This is a genomic window from Richelia sinica FACHB-800, assembly GCF_014698825.1.
Classification (GTDB): Bacteria; Cyanobacteriota; Cyanobacteriia; order Cyanobacteriales; family Nostocaceae; genus FACHB-800.
In genome coordinates this window covers 318797-336433 of record NZ_JACJTT010000001.1, presented here as the reverse complement: position 1 = coordinate 336433, position 17637 = coordinate 318797, and the positions used below count along the sequence as shown (strand labels likewise).

12 protein-coding genes are annotated in these 17637 nt (G+C 39.3%); 7 read left to right on the top strand and 5 right to left on the bottom strand.

Going from position 1 to position 17637, the window contains the following annotated elements:
* Nucleotides 1-274: 274 nt before the first annotated feature.
* From H6G73_RS01370 to H6G73_RS01360, 3 genes are all read right to left on the bottom strand, one after another.
* The gene (locus H6G73_RS01370; RefSeq protein ID WP_190601140.1) at nt 275-1342 is read right to left on the bottom strand and encodes an Hpt domain-containing protein; all 1068 of its coding nucleotides are present in this window, start codon (nt 1340-1342) and stop codon (nt 275-277) included.
* 344 nt (nt 1343-1686) lie between these two features.
* Nucleotides 1687-3399 carry a diflavin flavoprotein gene (locus H6G73_RS01365; RefSeq protein ID WP_190601254.1) on the bottom strand — a complete coding sequence of 571 codons (1713 nt, stop codon included), beginning with the start codon at nt 3397-3399 and terminating at the stop codon, nt 1687-1689.
* Nucleotides 3400-3649: 250 nt separating this feature from the next.
* Nucleotides 3650-5368, bottom strand: coding sequence for a diflavin flavoprotein (locus tag H6G73_RS01360; RefSeq protein WP_190601139.1), 1719 nt, complete (start codon nt 5366-5368; stop codon nt 3650-3652).
* A 1148-nt stretch (nt 5369-6516) separates the two neighbouring features.
* Between H6G73_RS01360 and H6G73_RS01355 the strand changes: the two genes are divergently transcribed.
* On the top strand, nt 6517-6972 hold the full coding sequence (locus H6G73_RS01355; protein ID WP_190601138.1) for a helix-turn-helix domain-containing protein: 456 nt from the start codon (nt 6517-6519) through the stop codon (nt 6970-6972).
* Between the two features lie 272 nt (nt 6973-7244).
* Here H6G73_RS01355 and H6G73_RS01350 read toward each other — a convergent pair whose 3' ends face one another.
* Nucleotides 7245-8402 carry an amidohydrolase family protein gene (locus H6G73_RS01350; RefSeq protein WP_242034081.1) on the bottom strand — a complete coding sequence of 386 codons (1158 nt, stop codon included), beginning with the start codon at nt 8400-8402 and terminating at the stop codon, nt 7245-7247.
* 17 nt (nt 8403-8419) lie between these two features.
* Complete coding sequence (locus H6G73_RS01345; RefSeq protein WP_190601252.1) at nt 8420-9769, bottom strand: glutamine synthetase family protein; 1350 nt, start codon at nt 9767-9769, stop codon at nt 8420-8422.
* 86 nt (nt 9770-9855) lie between these two features.
* On the opposite strand from H6G73_RS01345, the gene H6G73_RS01340 reads away from it, so the two are divergent.
* The 6 genes from H6G73_RS01340 to H6G73_RS01315 all read left to right on the top strand — a co-directional run bounded on the left by H6G73_RS01340 (nt 9856) and on the right by H6G73_RS01315 (nt 17612).
* Entirely contained in the window at nt 9856-11103 is a 1248-nt protein-coding gene (locus H6G73_RS01340) for a damage-control phosphatase ARMT1 family protein (RefSeq protein WP_244997476.1), read from the top strand.
* 1281 nt (nt 11104-12384) lie between these two features.
* Nucleotides 12385-13062, top strand: a complete 678-nt coding sequence (locus tag H6G73_RS01335; RefSeq protein ID WP_190601137.1) for a response regulator transcription factor — start codon at nt 12385-12387, stop codon at nt 13060-13062.
* Between the two features lie 53 nt (nt 13063-13115).
* A complete protein-coding gene (locus H6G73_RS01330; RefSeq protein ID WP_190601136.1) occupies nt 13116-15008 on the top strand; it encodes a sensor histidine kinase in 1893 nt (630 codons plus the stop codon).
* A 102-nt stretch (nt 15009-15110) separates the two neighbouring features.
* Entirely contained in the window at nt 15111-15278 is a 168-nt protein-coding gene (locus H6G73_RS01325) for a hypothetical protein (RefSeq protein ID WP_190601135.1), read from the top strand.
* Nucleotides 15279-15363: 85 nt separating this feature from the next.
* Nucleotides 15364-16326, top strand: a complete 963-nt coding sequence (locus tag H6G73_RS01320; protein WP_190601134.1) for a ribonuclease Z — start codon at nt 15364-15366, stop codon at nt 16324-16326.
* Nucleotides 16327-16346: 20 nt separating this feature from the next.
* Nucleotides 16347-17612, top strand: coding sequence for a tetratricopeptide repeat protein (locus tag H6G73_RS01315; RefSeq protein WP_190601133.1), 1266 nt, complete (start codon nt 16347-16349; stop codon nt 17610-17612).
* The last annotated feature ends 25 nt before the right edge of the window (nt 17613-17637 follow it).

Below are 17637 nucleotides of genomic sequence, written 5' to 3'. Positions count from 1 at the left end.
AATTTACTATGACAGCTAAATAATGGCTGGTTTAAATACTGCCAAAGAGGAAATTTAATTTTTGTGTGTTTGGGAGACATAGGAGGAGCAAAATACTATAAAATTGCGATAGCAGTAGTTGGCGTTTCTTATGGTAAATGTCAACTACTAATGCTGTTATATTTAAAGATTAAACGAGTATTTGCCAATTGTCTTGGTGAGATTTGCTGAATTTTATTAAAAATTACTTTCATAGTCATTAAATATTATAAATTCGGGTTTGTATTTATGAATCTTAATCAACTAATAAACAAGATGAAAGGTGATAATGGCTAGAGAGAGAAGAATAGAGAAAGTTTTGGTAAGCCATAGACATTTGTCGAGCTACTTCATCTATAGATACTCTCCCGACAGCTGTTCCTAAACCAGGAATAGCGACTATGTTGATTTGTTTCTGGAGACAATGGCTGTGTTTTTGGTTATGTTTGCGAATGGCTAACAAAGTTGACCACATTCCTTGGTAAACATGGTCTCGACCAGCTCTAGCTATTTGCATTCTGAGGGTGGGAGTATGAGCCAAAAATGGGTGTAAAGCATGATTGGTTTCCACAATCAAGGAAGTACCTATTGGTTGTTCACCCAAATACTCTTGCTGAATACGTTGTTGCAGCAAGTTTATGACATCTTCGCCAAAAAACTGGACGATCCTAGAATCAATATCATTGATGGTTGCTACAGAACTAGCCGCCGTCACAATACAATCAAAAAAGGGTAATTCCTCAAAAGAACCATTGATAATTTCTACATTGGGTAGGCCTGTAAAATAGTCTTCAAAAGTTCTACATAAAAAAGCTTGAGTATCTACTAAAATCAGTTTTAAAGGTATATCATATTTCCAGTTTTGGCTTGCTTCAATATCTACGATTTTGGCTTTGTAGTTGGATTTTTCTATTAAAAATAGTAAATGAGAATTAAGAATTGTAAAAATGGGGTCTATTTTTAAAGCGAGATTCAATGCTTTTTCCGCGTTTAAACCTTCTGGGGTTTGAATTTGCAAAATCAAGTTTTGAATAATGTGATAAACGTCTAAAAATAGCAGTTGTATGGCTTCATCTGCCTGAATCGGATAGCGTAATAAACCGAAACATTGCTCTAGACGATAGATAATTTTTAAAATTTGGGTATAGCCTAACATAGAGGCACCACCCTTGAGGCTAAAGGTAGCTCGAAACAGAGTGTTTAATTGGCAACTATGATCAATGGTATCTTGAATATTTAATATACCCTCATAAATGGTGTTCAAGTTTTTTTGAGCTTCTTGAAAAAAGTAAAGTTTTATGGCTGGGATGATATCTGACTGCATAGGGATAAAGGGGTAAAATTGTAAAGAATATGTGAAGTATGACAAAAGGTTTCAGTCATGTTACGTTGCCAAAAGCAAAATCATAGAAACATATAGAAATTGCCAGGGAGATGAAAACATTAACTGTATTCCTTGGGAGAGCCATAGGTATAATCAACCGCTAAACTAATAAACGTTTACGGCTGTTTTCTGTTCCCTATTCCCAGCTATTAAATAGAGATTACCCATTTTGAATTTGATTCATATCTCTAAATGAGGGGAAAATATGGATGGCCGATAGGGAACTATAAAAATAACCGCCTTGGTTTTTCCAAGACGGCTAGAAATGTTAAAGCCGATGATAATTAATAATGGGAGCCTGACTTGCGGTAATTAACAGCAGTAACAGCGTCTGGTTTGAGCAATTTGCCGTTATTAACAATGGCATAGATTACCCAATGGTCACTACATTCCATTCTTTGTTCTACAGAACATTCTAAATATGCAGCAGCATCGGTAAGGATGGTACAGCCATTGTCGGCTTCAATGGTGTTAAATTGAGCAAATCTATCTTCACCGGGGGCAAAATTCTTGCGAAAATGCTTCATGTAGTCTACAGAAAGACCTTCGGGGATGATGTTGATCACAAGTTTGCCTCCAGGATACATCAGAGATTCGATCGCTCTTTCCTTAGCGATCGCAATTGTAATTCCTGGTGGGTTAAAGCTAGCTTGAGATATCCAAGCTCCTAGCATACCTGTAGATACTTCCCCTTGCTTGGCAGTAATCACGCACACAGAACCAACAATTCTGCCTACTGCTTGTTCTACAGGGGTTGCAGCTTGTTGGGGTACACGGACTTTTTTCGCCTTCTTCAAGCTTTGAGCAAAGTCTGTACCCACTTCTTCACAATATTTCAAGGTAACTTCATCGGGTTTAAATTTGACTTTTAAAGTCTCAAAACCAAACCGATATCCTGCATCCCGCAGTTTACCTTCAACTAAATCTAAAGCTTCTCCACTCCAACCATAGGAACCAAATACCCCAGCCACTTTGCTGTTGTCACCCACAGTTAAAACAATACCCAAAGCTGTGTGAATGGGTGTAGGTGCATGACCACCAATGGTAGGAGAACCAATAATAAACGCATCCGCTGATTCTAAAGTCGAGCGAATTTCTTCAGGTGTGGCAAATTCACAGTTGATAGATTTTACTGCTACTCCACCTTTAGTTAAACCTAAAGCTATGGCTTGGGCTAGGGTGGCAGTATTACCATAGGCTGAAGCATACAATAAAGCGACAGAAATTTCCCGATTTTTCTGGGCCTGACTCCACTCTGCATAGGAGTTGGTGATTTCAATCAAGCTACTACGAATTAAAGGCCCATGACCAACGGCATACATTCTGACTGGGAAATCAGAAAATTTTTCTAATGCTGCTTCTACATGGGTCGCATGGGGAGCCATTAAGCAGTTAAAGTAGTAGCGTTGGTCTTCCTTAAAGCTTTCCCGTTTGTCATCAAACATTTCGTCTCCACAGATATGAGCACCAAATAGCTTACCTGTGTAGAGAACTTGGGTTTTTTGGTCGTAGGTACACAATGCTTCTGGCCAACGGGGACTGGGGGTAGGTAAGAATTTTAAAACGTGACCTTGACCTAAATCGAAAGTTTCTTTCCCCCGCATGGGTATGATATTTAAACCCATCTCTGGAAAGGCAGCCCGCAACAAACTATTAGTAGGAATGGAACAAATAAAAGTGATCCGTGGTGCTATTTCTAAAATTGCCCTTAAGGTAGGAATGCGATTAGGACTAAAGTGACCCAAAATCACATAATCTAATTTGTTGACATCCACACTAATTTCCAAAGCTTCCCGAAAAACTGCTGTGAAACTTTCAGGAGGAGGGTCAATTAATGCTGTTTTATCACCTTCTATTAAATAGCAATTGGAGGTTGTTCCTCGACAAAGTGCATATTCAATTTCAAACCGCAACCGTGACCAACTACGCGCTCTCAAAACTTTAGTATTTGTGGCAAAAGGCAAGATTTGAACGTCGCGTGGCCTAGAATTATTCATAGCTGTTTCTGGTGTAGAGAAAACTTGAGGAATCCAATTTTTAGCAGATTCAAAAGCATTAGCTAGAGAATCTGACAATTCCATATCAGTTATGAAATATTATCGGCAGATAAATATCTGTGCATTGCAATTCAAAATGGACAAAATGGTAATAAGTAATGATAAAAAAAAGATGAGATTTTAGATTAGACTCAATCAAAACAATCCAAAATCAAATATTTTCTATCAAATTACTTATTACCAAATAAAGTTAGTAATAATTCCCGACTTTGCGGTGACGAACGGCTGTAACTCCATCTGGTTTGGAAACACGACCGTCTTGGACGGTACAGTATAAAATCCAGTGGTCGCTACATTCCATACAGCTAGCAACTTCGCATTCCATGTATGCCAGTGCTTCTGTGAGGATGGGGGAGCCATTTTTAGCGGTTTGGGTTTTCACACCAGCAAAGCGGTCTGTACCAGGATGTAAGCGTTTGAGGAAGTGCTTTTTGAGTTCTTGATAGTTGCCTTCTTCCAAGACATTAAGCACAAAGCGATCGCCTACTTGCAGTAAATGATCAATGGCCCGGTCTTTAGCCACAGCGATGGTGAAACCTAGTGGTTGGAAGCTAGCTTGACTGACCCAAGAAGCCAACATAGCCCCACTGATATCGGCTTTTTTAGCGGTGACAATATACAACCCACTGCTAATCCGTCCCAAGGCTTTTTCCATGTTCACGTCTAGGGACTTGATTTGCTTGATGTTGCGTTCCCGCATCAATGCTTGTCCCAAGTCGGTACCCACTTCTGTACACAGTTGATAGGTAGATGTAGAAGGGGAGGATTTAATTCGCAGGCCGGGGAAGGCTTCTTTTAAGCCTAAGTCAATAAATTTCCGTCGCAGGGTATCAATGGGTTCATCATCACCACCGTAGGATTCAAATAAGCCAAAAACTTGTTTATTTTTCGCTACAGCTAATAAGGAACTAATCCCAGCTTGGGCCGCTACAGCTGCGGTGGGAGGCATCCCGATAATTAAACCGGAGGATCTGCCAGCAACTTCTTGAATTTCTTGAATTTCCGCGGTGTTTAAATCTACAAATTCAATGCCTACACCAGCTTTTTGAATACCTTCACCAATAGCTTGAACTAAGCGATCGCTATAACCGTAACCAGAGACATAAAATAAGCCTACAGAGGTTTCTGCCTTAGCTTGTCTTTGACTCCAGCTTTGATAACATTCTGTGAGAATATCTAAATGATGATGTAGAAGCGGCCCGTGTCCGTTAGCAATGATATCAATTTTGCCCAGTTCACCCATTCTCTTCATGGCATTGAGTAGAGAGCGAGCATTAGGCCCCATTAAGCAATCATAGTAAAATCGGAAATCAGCCTCAATTGCTTCTAAATCTTCATCAAAGGTACGGTGATCACAAAAGTGCATCCCAAAGGCATCACAGGTGTAGAGGATTTGGGTTTTGCGGTCATAACTGAAAATTGTATCCGGCCAGTGCAAATTAGGCGCACTCACGAATTCAATTTCATGCCCTTTGCCAATGTTGATGCGATCGCCACTTTTGACAATGCGCTTGGAAAAAGGTTCGTGTACCAAACCTTCCAGAAATTGCAGCGCAATCTTCGATGCTAAAACAGTTGCTCTTGGTGCTAACCGCAAAACATCTTCTAGCAAACCGCTATGGTCTGGTTCGGTGTGACTGACAATTATATAGTCTATTTGTTTCGGGTTAATTAAACCCTTGAGAGTATCTAAATACAAATCCCGAAACTTCTGGTGAGAAGTATCGATTAAAACATTTTGCTCGCCTCTAATTAAATAGGAATTATAGGTTGTGCCATTTTGCAACCCAAATTCAATATCAAAGCGATCGCGATCCCAATCCAAGGAACGAATCGCTGTGGTATTAGGGGCTATTTCTACAGTTTGGATCGTTAGCCGATGCTGAGTGCTCTCTGCAATCGCTACCATTATTTGTCTCCAAGGGCAAATAAAAAGTCGTTTCGTCTGCCCCCATTGTCTCTATAAATTGTTTTTAAAGTTGTAATGAAGAATATATTTAGCCAAATTTAAGTTGTAGCAAACTTTGCCCTTTTTCTGCATCTTTTTAACTCAAAATAAATACCCAATTGAGAATTAGTAAAAAGGACTACTTTTTAAATATTCATTTTTATTGGCATAACTTAAAAATGCCAAAATTATCATACACATAATTCTTGATTAAACAAATATTTCGTAACAAAAAGCATAATTTTCAGTGTTTTTAGTTTATGTTTACTTTACTTTCAACTATCTTCTTAGTAAGAATACGGTAATAAAGTGGACATTCCTCAATCTGAAAACTGACCAACCTATATGCAGAGTAAGTAGAAAGCCCACACTAAATATAAAGATATGATTATGGTAAGAAAATCACAGCAATCAAGACCTGGCTGGGTTAAAAGAATCAGAATCTAGGCAAATGCTCAGTTGCTTACTCAGATTAGGCTTAAGTCATCCTTACAGACGACAAATATTCAAACCCAACACCGTCATGTCTTAACATCATTCCAGTCGTTAATAGTAAAACTTATTTAATTTTTGAATTTTTTGACTTGAATTTTAAAGTCCTAATTCGGTAAGGAGATCGGGGATAACATCACTAGGGAATAAATAACTAGCAAATTATAGAAAATTTATCAAAAATAATTATTAAGCAATGGAAAACACCAATAGTAGATATACGATTGTTGTTTTTTCGTCAAAGCGCGAGAATTTAGATTAAAGCCTATTCAAATTTTGAATAAGCTTTTCCGTCGAAGTTTATAATTGCTTTTTCAAACTACCGTAATTGCTTGAATAACATGCACACTGTTTGTGATGCGCTACAGTACAAAAACAATAAATCTTTTAAGGCTATCTGTTACTCGTGTACGCAATGCGCTCCACATTTGATATTGTTGTATGTTGCTGAATTTCATCAACTAATTTATGTCTAATACAGCACAATTCCCACGAGAGAATTAACTCTCATCACAATAGTGAAGCTGTATGTAATTTCTTACTGTATACTTAGTTTGCAAGTATATCGACGGAAGCATAAATACATATACCAACAACTTTGTAAAAGACTATTAGCTATGGGATGCAGACTACGAATTTTTTTAACTGAAGATGAAAAATTAACACTAGAAGAGTTAAGGAGAGCTAAAAACGTACCTCAGCGGACAAAGGATCGTGCCCAAGTTTTACTACTCAATGCTCGCGGCTTAAAAAATGAACAAATTGCTCAAGGTTTAAATTGGGCTATTTCGACAGTTCGTCAAACTCTACATAGATGGGAAAAAATGGGTTTAGCAGGACTTTGGGATGCTCCTGGTAGAGGTGGAAAACCCAGATATAGCGAATCAGATTTACTTTATCTAGAAACTTGTTTAAGCCAAGAACCAAATACCTATACCTCCAAGCAATTAGCTAAAAAACTAGAATCTGAACGACAAGTACATTTAAGCCCTGATAGACTGCGACGAGTCCTCAAGCAAAGAGGAAAAGTTCTCAACTCACGAGCACAAAGCACTAACACTGCTATTAACTAAGGCAGGTAGTAATAGGTGACAGAGAGAAGAATACAGAAGTACAGAAGTACAGAAGTTGCAGAAGTTACAGAAGTTACAGAAGTTACAGAAGTTGCAGAAGTTGCAGAAGTTGCAGAAGTTGCAGAATAATTAATGCAATTGCTGCTGAATTATTGCATTTTTAAACTCCTGTTCGCCCAGCGTGCCGTAGGCATACTCCTGAACTTCTGAACTTCTGAACTTCTGAACTCCTGTTCGCGCAGCGTGCCGTAGGCATACTCCTGAACTTCCCCCTACACAAGTGACTGCCTGTACAAATTCAAGGCGTTTTCTCGTAAAATAGCTAGTGCGATCGCTTGAGCTTCACTAGCATTAATATCCCTATCCTTGATTGCCTGTTCTAACACTTCACCTAGCAACTGCCGTCCCCATTTTGCCCCTAAATAATACAACTCTGGCACAGTATGGGCATCGGAGGAATACATAACTTTAGTTGTTGGTGTTAATTCTAACAACTGGCTAATTACTGACCTCATACCAGCTACTGTTAAAAAAGGAATGGCTAACCCAAAATCTAAATACACTTGGGGATAGACAGAGGCTAAATACCCAGCTTCCCGTGTGTAAGGATAGCTAGCGTGGAGGAGTACGATAGGGGCGTTACGGTAGCTTTGTGACTCCAATAGATACCGTAAATGCAATGGATTAGCTAATCTCAGGTCTAAATCTGGGTCGCCAAATCCTGTGTGAAACTGTACAGGTAAGTGATGTTTTGCGGCTATTAGTAGTGCTTCTTGGAGAAGAAAATCTATGAGCGGTTTATTTGTTAATCGTAATGGTTGATTTGTTTGTTGTTTAATAGCATCAAATTGAGCCGATGCTACGGTAAAATCAACAGGTTGAATATTTAAACCTGTGCGATAACAAACAATGGTTTTAAAACCGATGACTCCTGGTGGTGGAGGGTCAATTTCTCTGCGGAAGTTATCCAAAAAATCATCAAAGTTTGCACTAGCGGTAATGAGTTGTTCTGCTAATACTTCCAAGCGTAAGATTCTTTGCACGGTTGTAAATTGAGCGTGCCATTCTCCAGGTAAAATATGGTTAGGTTGCAAGCCATCATCTAAATATATGGCTTGTATATTTGCTGCTTGAAAACACAGCCTAGTTAAATTTTCTAGTCCTAAGCTTTCCCTGTGTGCAAAAATTTCCCTTTCTTCAGGTTCGCAGTTGAATAAATTAGCAATATCTTTTAAACTGCGGCGATAAAATAAAGTATGTTGGGCATGATAATTGACTATTTCTTGGTCGTATCCTTCAGTAAAAGCCGCAGCAAAAGGATAATTAGCGGCTATTTCTGGTCTGAGAATATTGTGAGCGTGTTGGTCAATAATAGGAATGTCGGTCAAATTCATCATGGGACATCCTGGGAGAGATGTTGATGGCAACATCTCTAATTTTTACTGGTTTAATATCTCTCCAATAATAATTTCACTTCTGCTGCTAATTCCCAATCTTTCATGGCTTCCCATTCAGCTTGACGGACTGCGAGAAAAGCTTGGGCTAGTTTTGGGCTGAGAGCTTGTAGTAAAATGTCATCTTGTTGTAGATGAGCGATCGCTACACCTAAATTCTCTGGTAAAGGGCTAATGCCTTTGAGAATGCGTTCATCTAGTGGTAGATATCCAGGATCTTGAGCTATTGGTTGACCTAATTCGAGGTTTTTTGTCACTCCATCTAACCCTGCCGCTATCACCGCACCTAAGGCTAAATAAGGATTGGCGGTGGCATCAACGGTTTTTAGTTCAAAATGCGTGGAACCTGTACCTTTAGGGTTGCTAATGACTCTCACAGCGGCTTCTTTATTATCTACTCCCCAGCACCGAAAGGCACCACTCCAAAAGTGGGGACGGATGCGACGGTAGGAGTTGGGACTGGGGGTAGTAATGGCCATGAGACCGGGAAGATGGTGTAAAATTCCAGCGATAAAGGCTTTGGCAATGGGAGACAGACCAAAAACGTCTTCTCCGTCAGGCAGCAAATTTTTACCGTCACGCCATAAACTTAAGTGGAGATGACAGCCATTACCAGCACTATCGGCAAAAATCTTCGGCAGAAAAGATGCGGTAAGATAATGACGATTAGCGATCGCTCTCACGGTTTCTCGAAAAGCTACTTGCCAGTCAGCCGCTTGCAGAGCATGAGTGTAACGGACAGAAATTTCCTGCTGACCAGGGCCTGATTCTGGATAATATTGTTCGACAGGAATCTTTTGGGCAACGAGAGCATCAGCAATATCATTAATGACATCTAAATTCCCGTCCATTGATTGAGTTGAGGCGAAAATGGTAGAGTCTGCACCAACTATTTCCTCACCATTTTTTTGTAATAAATAAAACTCATTTTCAAAGGCTGCTTGTATTTCTAACCCAGCACTTTCGGCCGCTGCAATCATTCGTGACAAAAAGCCACGGGGACAAATATCCCAACCATGACCGTTTTGGATCATATTACTAAAGACACGGGCATGACTAGGAGCATAAGGTAAAGCCGTCAAAGTTTGCCAATCTGGTTTTAAACTCACTTCTCCCACTGGTGTGAGTCCAGAAGCAGGGATGACAGAATCATACATCACTGGTGCTCCTAGCATACCTGCCGATATCGCTACACCATCTTCAAAGTAGTGGGACAGCATATCTATATGTACAGCTTTACCACGAATGATATTGGCATTGTCACACCACAGGACACGAACAAACTTCACACCTGCTTCCTGAAGGGATTTTTTGACTTTCTTCAATGCCTTGTTTTCCATCATCATTCTCACCGTTGCGTGGGTGAGTCGATTTTAAGGCCATAATCTCGAAATCGGAGATTCAGGTTAAAATAACTAAAAAATTTGAGGTGAAGAACAGTTTAGTGGTGAATGAAATTCGCGTCCCCAACTTACCCCTACCACCTGCACTTACAGGGTCTGAAGTTGGTTCCTTTACTGAGTATACAGTGACAGAGCGAATGCCAGCGATCGCACTGCGAGTGATCAAGGAAAATAATTTTCCTCCGCAAATTAATCACAAACTTGAACAACTAGCAGCAGCACTGAAAACTGGATCTTTACAATTTTTATTCCCAGATGAAGGTGTAGATTTTTCGGACTGGGAAAAATATTTACAACCATATATCGGTCAACGGTGGTTAGATATACCTTGGTTTGTTGCCGAAACTTATTTTTATCGCTTAATTCTCAATATCACTAACTACTTTATTCCGGGAGAATTTCAGGGTCTAGATCCCTTTTTGTTACAAAAAACCCAAGGTTTAGAAGCATCAATTGATTCTACTATTTCTTTATGTAGTCAAGTTCAAGAATGGTTAGATGAAGCCTTGGCAGATGGGAAACCCAGTAAAGCTTCAATTATGGCTTTACTCTACTTTGCTCTCTGGGGAAATCGGGTAGACTTAAGCTTGTGGTCAGCTTTTGAAGACGATAGAAGTAAATTTGATATTCAAAATCAACTAACTCACCTACTCGTTGACGATGCCTTTCTAGTCAGTAAATTGTTAACTAAATCTCCAGGACAACGTATTGATTTTATCATTGACAATGGGGGATTTGAACTAATTAGCGATTTGTGTTTTGCAGATTTTCTCTTAGGTAGTGGTTTAGCCCATCAAGTTTATCTACATTTAAAACCTCATCCCACTTTTGTGTCTGACGCGACCATTCAAGATGTCTATCAAACTAGAGATTTTTTGGCTGAAGGTAGTCATCCCCACGTCAAATCATTTACACAAAGACTTACAGAGAATTTAGAATCAGGCAGACTGATTTTAGTCGAAGATTATTTTTGGACTTCTCCCTTGGCTTTTTGGGAGTTACCAGCAGCATTAACAGCCGAATTAGCTCACTCAAACCTCATCGTCGTCAAGGGAGACGCTAATTATCGTCGCTTGTTAGGCGATCGCCACTGGGACTTTACCACTAATTTTGCAGATATTGTTTCCTATTTACCAGCCCCAATGGTGGCTTTACGTACCCTTAAATCTGAAGTTGTTGCTGGACTAACTACGGACACCCTCGCAGAACTGGGTAAAGTTGACCCGGAATGGTTGACTAATGGTCAGTGGGGGTTAATTCAGTTAGTTATTTAACTGAGACAACAGCAATAGGCATTTATAGCAGGTGACAGGTGACAGTGCTAACAGCCTTTCAGTATTCAGGTTTTAGTTGTGGTTCATGTCCTAAGAGGATGTCTACGGCTATATGTATTGACAAAATTCTATAAACAAGAATTTTGATTTTATTGATCAAAAATGATCATTTTTACCTGAGTTAACTCACCTTATAATCACTTTTTGTACATGGCTAATACCAAAACACCTAACTTTGGTGACAACATTAGTAATTGTTTGATGGGTATAATCACATGTTTTTAGAAACAGATTTTTCAGTATGATAAAATCCCCAAGATAGAAAATTATTCGGTAATAGCGAGAGATGAGAGTGAAAATTGTCCGACCTATGTGTCGAGACTTGATATTGATGCCAGGGAATGGAGAAAATAATTTACCTCAAAAATGTGATGTCTGATGCTGATTAATTGGCAAACTGTAATTGAACATACCGTTTTGGACAAGATAAATTGATATGAGCCTAATTATCGACCAATGGTGACGTAAAATTTCCAACCCAATAATTTATGATACTTGTTCTACAAAATTTACCAGGTAAAATATTTATTCTCCAAGGAATAAGAGTTAAAAATAAATCGAGTAATTTCACACAAGAAAAATCAGATAATACCTAGTATCATCTGCCAATCATTGATTCTTCACTAAATAATTAAAGAAACTTTGTGAGTAAATCCGGGTTTCTCTACTATGATGCTGATAGTTATATAGGTAAATAAATTGATGTATATGGAGATGTCACTTCAGAAAAGATATATAAATTATATTTGTTGTTATTGAGTTCAGCATTTTGGTTTATTAACTAGAAATCAACATCTATCCTGAGGTTTACATTTCTCTCTTCACTTTTCTAGCCCTAACCAAAAATCACTAGTAATATCACCTTTGGTTAAACACTTATAATATCCGTAGGTTCGGTTGAGGAACAAAAACCAACATTCACTCTCAGGTTGTGTTAGGGTTCACTGGGTTCAAATTAACCTACATTGATAAATTTGATGATAAGTAATCGAACGTGATATAACACAAGACTCTAGTCAAAAAGCTGACCAAGTTAATTAGCTTTTCCAGTATTTTAGGTGATGAATCTATTGACTCCCTATTGTACTAGACACATTGCACTAATCAATCTGTATCTCAATCTCGTCAATCAACTAACGGTCACATAATTTCATAGTCATAACCTAATTGAGGTAACCGAAAAACTGCGAAATTGTATCATCATTAGGCTAGGTGTTAAATATGAAACAAGTTTTATCAGCTAAAGAACTGCTGAAAATTTTGGTAATTGATGACCACGAATCAGTTTTAAGTGGAACGGTTGATATCTTACAAAAAAACTATCCTAATGCTGAATTTATTACTGCTAGTCATGCTAGCAATGCACTAGAACAAGTGACTAATTTACAACCTGATTTAGTTGTTATGGATTTGTCAATCCCAGAGAAGTTAGGTACAACTGCCCGACCCGATACTGGGATTCAAGTGCTCAAAACATTAATGAAAAATTATCCCCATTTAAATATAGTCGTTCAAAGTGCTCATGTAAGAACTTTGGTACGTATCCGTCCTCATATTGATAGTCATAAAGGCGGTTTTACGGTTGCAGATAAAAGCCTTTCGACCCAGGCAATGTTAACTAGAGTGGCTTGGGCTTTACAAGGTTTAACTCATACAAAAGATATTAAAGGAATTCATTCAGGCTTAGAAGTCAAACCAGAATGGATGAGAGTCCTGACCTTGGCATTTGAAGAGGGATTACAGGACAAAGCTATTGCAGAACATATGTGTATATCAGAGCGCATGGTGCGTCATTATTGGAGCAAATTACAAGATGCTTTAAATGTTTATCCTGAAGATGGAAAAAACATTCGTATTCAAACAGAAATGCGTGCCAGAGAGGAAGGATTAATTGATTAAGATAACTACTTGAATTAACTCAGAGTTCTCTAGCCATCATTCAATTTCGACTTATGCTATTTACACTTTGGAAAAATATTAAGGAGGAATTTGCTGTAGCCCGTGTAGGTGCTATACCTGGATTGGCAATAATTGCCCTGGTAATTATTGCGAGATTAACAGGTTATATGCAGCCTTTGGAATGGTTGGCTTTTGATACTTTTTTGAGTTTACGTCCTGAAGAACCAATAGATGATAGAATTGTTATTATTGGCATTGATGAAAAAGATATCCATACCCTCAAGCATTATCCAATTTTAGATCGTGATTTAGCTAGTTTATTAAACAAATTACAAAGTCACAATCCGCGCGTAATTGGACTGGATATTTATCGTGATTTACCTGTTAATCCTGGTCATAGTGAATTAGTCAGTGCTTTTCAAAATAGCAAGAATTTAATTGCCATCGAAAAAGTCTTACCAGATCAAATCGCACCTCCACCACAATTAGGCCCCCAACAAATAGGATTTGCAGATCAAATTACTGATAGTGATGGCAAATTAAGACGCAGTTTATTAGGAACTCCTACAGATAAAGGCTATAAATTCTCCTTGTCTTTGCGGTTAGCAACAGCCTATTTAGAAAAACAGGGATTGAGTTTAGAAAATGGATTGCGCGATCGCGCTGCTATGCGTTTTGGTAAAACTGAACTGCCACGGTTTTTACCCAACTCTGGGGGATATGTGCAAGCTGATGCAGGTGGAGTGCAGGTACTACTCAACTTTCGCAGTGGGAAAGAACGATTCAGGACGCTATCTTGGCACGATATCCAGGAGAATAAATATAACCCAGAGTGGATACGCGATCGCATCATCATTATTGGCATGACCGCAGCCAGTAGCAAAGACTTTATCACCACTTCTGCCATTCCTTCCGTCAAGCCTACCACAGGCAGAGTCTATGGAGTGGAAATCCAAGCCCATGCAGTGAGTCAAATTATCAGTGCTGCACTCAACTCTAGACCCCTACTCAACAGTTGGGATGAAAGCTGGGAATATCTGTGGATTTTAGTTTGGGGTATTTTAGGCATTACCAGTGCTAGATTAACTAAATCACCCTTAGCGAACCTCTTAGTTGTAGCAGTAGCGATCGCTAGTTTAGTGAGTTTCAGTTATTTACTGTTAATTTGGGGTTGGTGGGTACCTATCATTCCCGCAATTTTCGTCTTAGGAATCAATGGCATTTCACTCACCGCTTTATATCAATATGACCGAGCATTAAAATCAGGAATTCAAACTCGTCAAGCTGTTATTGAACTTACCTTTGAAACTATCCACAACGGCCCATTACAAAGTCTTGCCAAAATTTTACGCCTGTTTAAAAACCAAGATTTACCTATCAATAAATTATTGCCAGAACTGGAATTAGAACTAGAAAAACTCAATCAAGAACTACGGGGGATTTATGATTTTTTACAAAGGGAACCTATCACCCATGACACTAGTCTTTATTTAGGAAACGGTCTAGTAATTAATTTACAAGACCCCCTAAATGAAATTCTCTATCAGGTTTATAGCTATACTTTAGAACGCGATTTTCCTTGTTTTAAAACCCTGAAAGTAAAAATCCGTAACTTTGAACCCATTGACGAAAGAAGTTTTAGTATTGAACACAAGCGAGGACTATGTCGATTTCTAGAAGAAGCATTGTGTAATGTTGGTAAACACGCGGTCGGAGTTACTTGCCTACAAGTGATTTGTTCTGCATCCGAAGGCTGGTTTACCCTGAGTGTCATTGATGATGGCTTAGGTATTAACTCATTTCGAGAAGGTCGGGGCACACAACAATTTAAAAACTTAGCACGACAAATAAAAGGTAAGTTTCGGCGGGTTCACCTTTCTCCGCGTGGTACTATCTGTGAGTTATCTTGGCCCGTAACCAGTTTTTTTAGAATGTTAGATTGCTAAATTTTCCCATACAGATAGTGATTTTATCTATAGTCTACATATAGAAATAACTGGGAAAAATTCTTCATTTTGTCAGTGCAATGCCACAAATAGAGGGATAATATGAATGAATTTATATGGCTCTTGCACAAAATATTCAACCCCCAACTGATCACCATTTGGCTTTTAGGAATCAACTTATCAGTGACACCACTGGTATTGACTGCATATCAACCCCCAGCAGATCAAAAACCACCCAGTGGCTATTCTGACTCTTCCGGTGTGAGATAAATCAGTGCAAGTATTTTTTTCAACAACCATGCCAATATAGATAATAGAGATTCTTAATTGATTAAGAGGAAGGCTAAATAAGGCTGTGCAGATCACATTCTTAGGAACCAGTTCAGGTGTACCTACAAGAGCGCGTAATGTTTCCAGCGTCGCCCTAAGATTACCCCAGAGGGCTGAACTATGGTTATTTGACTGTGGAGAAGGTACACAGCATCAGATATTACGCAGTGACCTGAGAATTAGCCAACTCTCGCGGATATTTATTACCCACCTGCATGGCGACCACATTTTTGGCTTAATGGGACTACTAGCCAGTTGCGGTTTAGCTGGAAATGTGGAAAAAGTGGATATTTATGGACCACCGGGATTAAATGACTATCTACAAGCTGCCTCCCGTTATTCCCATACCCATTTTTCCTATCCCGTCAAAGTCCATACGGTGAAACCAGGAGTTATTTACGAAGATGAGGAATTTACGGTTAGCTGTGGTCTTTTACATCACCGCATTACCGCCTTTGGCTATCGAGTCGTGGAAAAAGACCGGGTAGGTCGCTTTGATGTGGAAAAAGCCAAAGCTTTGAAAATTCCCTCCGGACCCATTTATGGACAATTGAAACGCGGTGAGACTGTTACCTTGGAAGATGGGCGGGTGATTAAGGGGAGCGAGTTGTGTGGCCCCACAGAAATTGGTCGGAAAATTGCCTATTGTACAGATACAGTTTATTGTGACGGTGCGGTGAGTTTGGCGGCAGATGCAGATGTATTAATTCATGAAGCCACCTTTGCCCACCAAGATGCAGAGATGGCCTTTCAACGTCTCCACTCTACCTCGACTATGGCGGCACAAACTGCCCATGTGGCTGGGGTCAATAAACTGATTATGACCCATTTCAGCCCCCGCTATGCCCCTGGTAACAGCATAGAACTCCGAGATTTGTTACAGGAAGCCAGGGCAATTTTTCCCAATACGGATATGGCCCATGATTTTATGGTTTATGATGTTCCCCGACGACGGGAAGTGGTAGCGAATCACCTCAATTCTGTGTAAACCATCCATGCAGGTAGGATATGAGTGAAGAATTTTACCGCCGAGGTTTAGAAAAAGCCCAACAACAGGATTATGCTGGTGCCATTGCGGAATTTAACCAAGCTATTCAGTTAAATCCTGTGTTTAGTTTGGCATATATCAAACGCGGTTTAGCTTTTTATGATAGCGGTGCTACTCTGCAAGCAGTTGATGATTATACAGAGGCGTTAAAATTAGATCCTCAAAGTGTGGAGGCTTACTACTGTCGGGCTTTAGCTAGATTGAGTCTGAAGAATTTACCCGGTGCTTTAGAAGATGTGGAAAAAGCCATTCAATTAAACCGCAACTATGCAGCAGCTTACGACCTGCGGGGAATGGTACGACGGAAACAAGGTTATATTCAAGATGCGATCGCTAATTTTAAAACTGCTGCCCAATTATATTTAGAACAAACCGATAAAGACAACTGTCGTTTGTGTTTGGCAAAAATCCAGCAGCTACAGCCCAAGGAACAAACGGCTATTCAACCAGTACAACCAACAAGGGCACCAATTATTTCCATTAATGAATACTTTACTCAGCTATTAGACCGGGCAGAAAATGGAGATACAACAGCAGCTCTCAAAGATTTAGACTGGATTTTGCAAGCTGATAACCAAGATGGTCAAGCCTATTGCTGTCGAGGAGTTGTTAAGTGCAAAATAGGGAAATATCAGGAAGCGATCGCTGATTTTAATCAAGCCCTAAAACTCAATTTTAATCATGGCATCGTCTATCGTAACCGAGGTAAAGCCCGTTCCCAACTAGGAGATTATCAAGGGGCTTTGGCTGACTTAAATCAAGCTTTACAAATTCAACCAGCAGAAAGTTTAGTCTACATTGCTAGAGGAAATGTTTATCGCATCATGGGCAAATATTTAGATGCGATTCAAGACTACACCCAAGCATTGCAAATTCAACCTGATGACCCTTCAGCCTACTACAATCGCGGTATTGCCTACACTTGTTTAGAAGAAATGCAAAGTGCCATTGCTGATTATCAACAAGCAGCAAGTATTTATTGTGAACAAGAAGATTGGGAAAATTACCAAATAGTTTTCAATAGCCTCCAAAAAATTCAAAACTCCACCCCAGAAATTAAAAATCAACAATTTCAAATTTTACGCCAACGTATCCTCCGATTAGTAGGAGGACATTGGGAAATAGCAGAAAGATTAATTCAGCAAGAACGTGATGAATTTCCAGGGATGTTTGAAGATTGGTATTTACAAAGAGTAATTGATAAATTAGAACGAGACCGCAACTAAATAATTCAATATAGCAATTGCTGGA

Bases quoted from the DNA above. Each gene is read 5' to 3' on its own strand.
- H6G73_RS01355 (WP_190601138.1), top strand. From the start codon at position 6,517: ATGGGATGCAGACTACGAATTTTTTTAACTGAAGATGAAAAATTAACA.
- H6G73_RS01335 (WP_190601137.1), top strand. From the start codon at position 12,385: ATGAAACAAGTTTTATCAGCTAAAGAACTGCTGAAAATTTTGGTAATT.
- H6G73_RS01325 (WP_190601135.1), top strand. From the start codon at position 15,111: ATGAATGAATTTATATGGCTCTTGCACAAAATATTCAACCCCCAACTG.
- H6G73_RS01315 (WP_190601133.1), top strand. From the start codon at position 16,347: ATGAGTGAAGAATTTTACCGCCGAGGTTTAGAAAAAGCCCAACAACAG.
- H6G73_RS01360 (WP_190601139.1), bottom strand. From the start codon at position 5,368: ATGGTAGCGATTGCAGAGAGCACTCAGCATCGGCTAACGATCCAAACT.
- H6G73_RS01330 (WP_190601136.1), top strand. From the start codon at position 13,116: ATGCTATTTACACTTTGGAAAAATATTAAGGAGGAATTTGCTGTAGCC.
- H6G73_RS01370 (WP_190601140.1), bottom strand. From the start codon at position 1,342: ATGCAGTCAGATATCATCCCAGCCATAAAACTTTACTTTTTTCAAGAA.
- H6G73_RS01345 (WP_190601252.1), bottom strand. From the start codon at position 9,769: ATGATGGAAAACAAGGCATTGAAGAAAGTCAAAAAATCCCTTCAGGAA.
- H6G73_RS01350 (WP_242034081.1), bottom strand. From the start codon at position 8,402: ATGTTGCCATCAACATCTCTCCCAGGATGTCCCATGATGAATTTGACC.
- H6G73_RS01365 (WP_190601254.1), bottom strand. From the start codon at position 3,399: ATGAATAATTCTAGGCCACGCGACGTTCAAATCTTGCCTTTTGCCACA.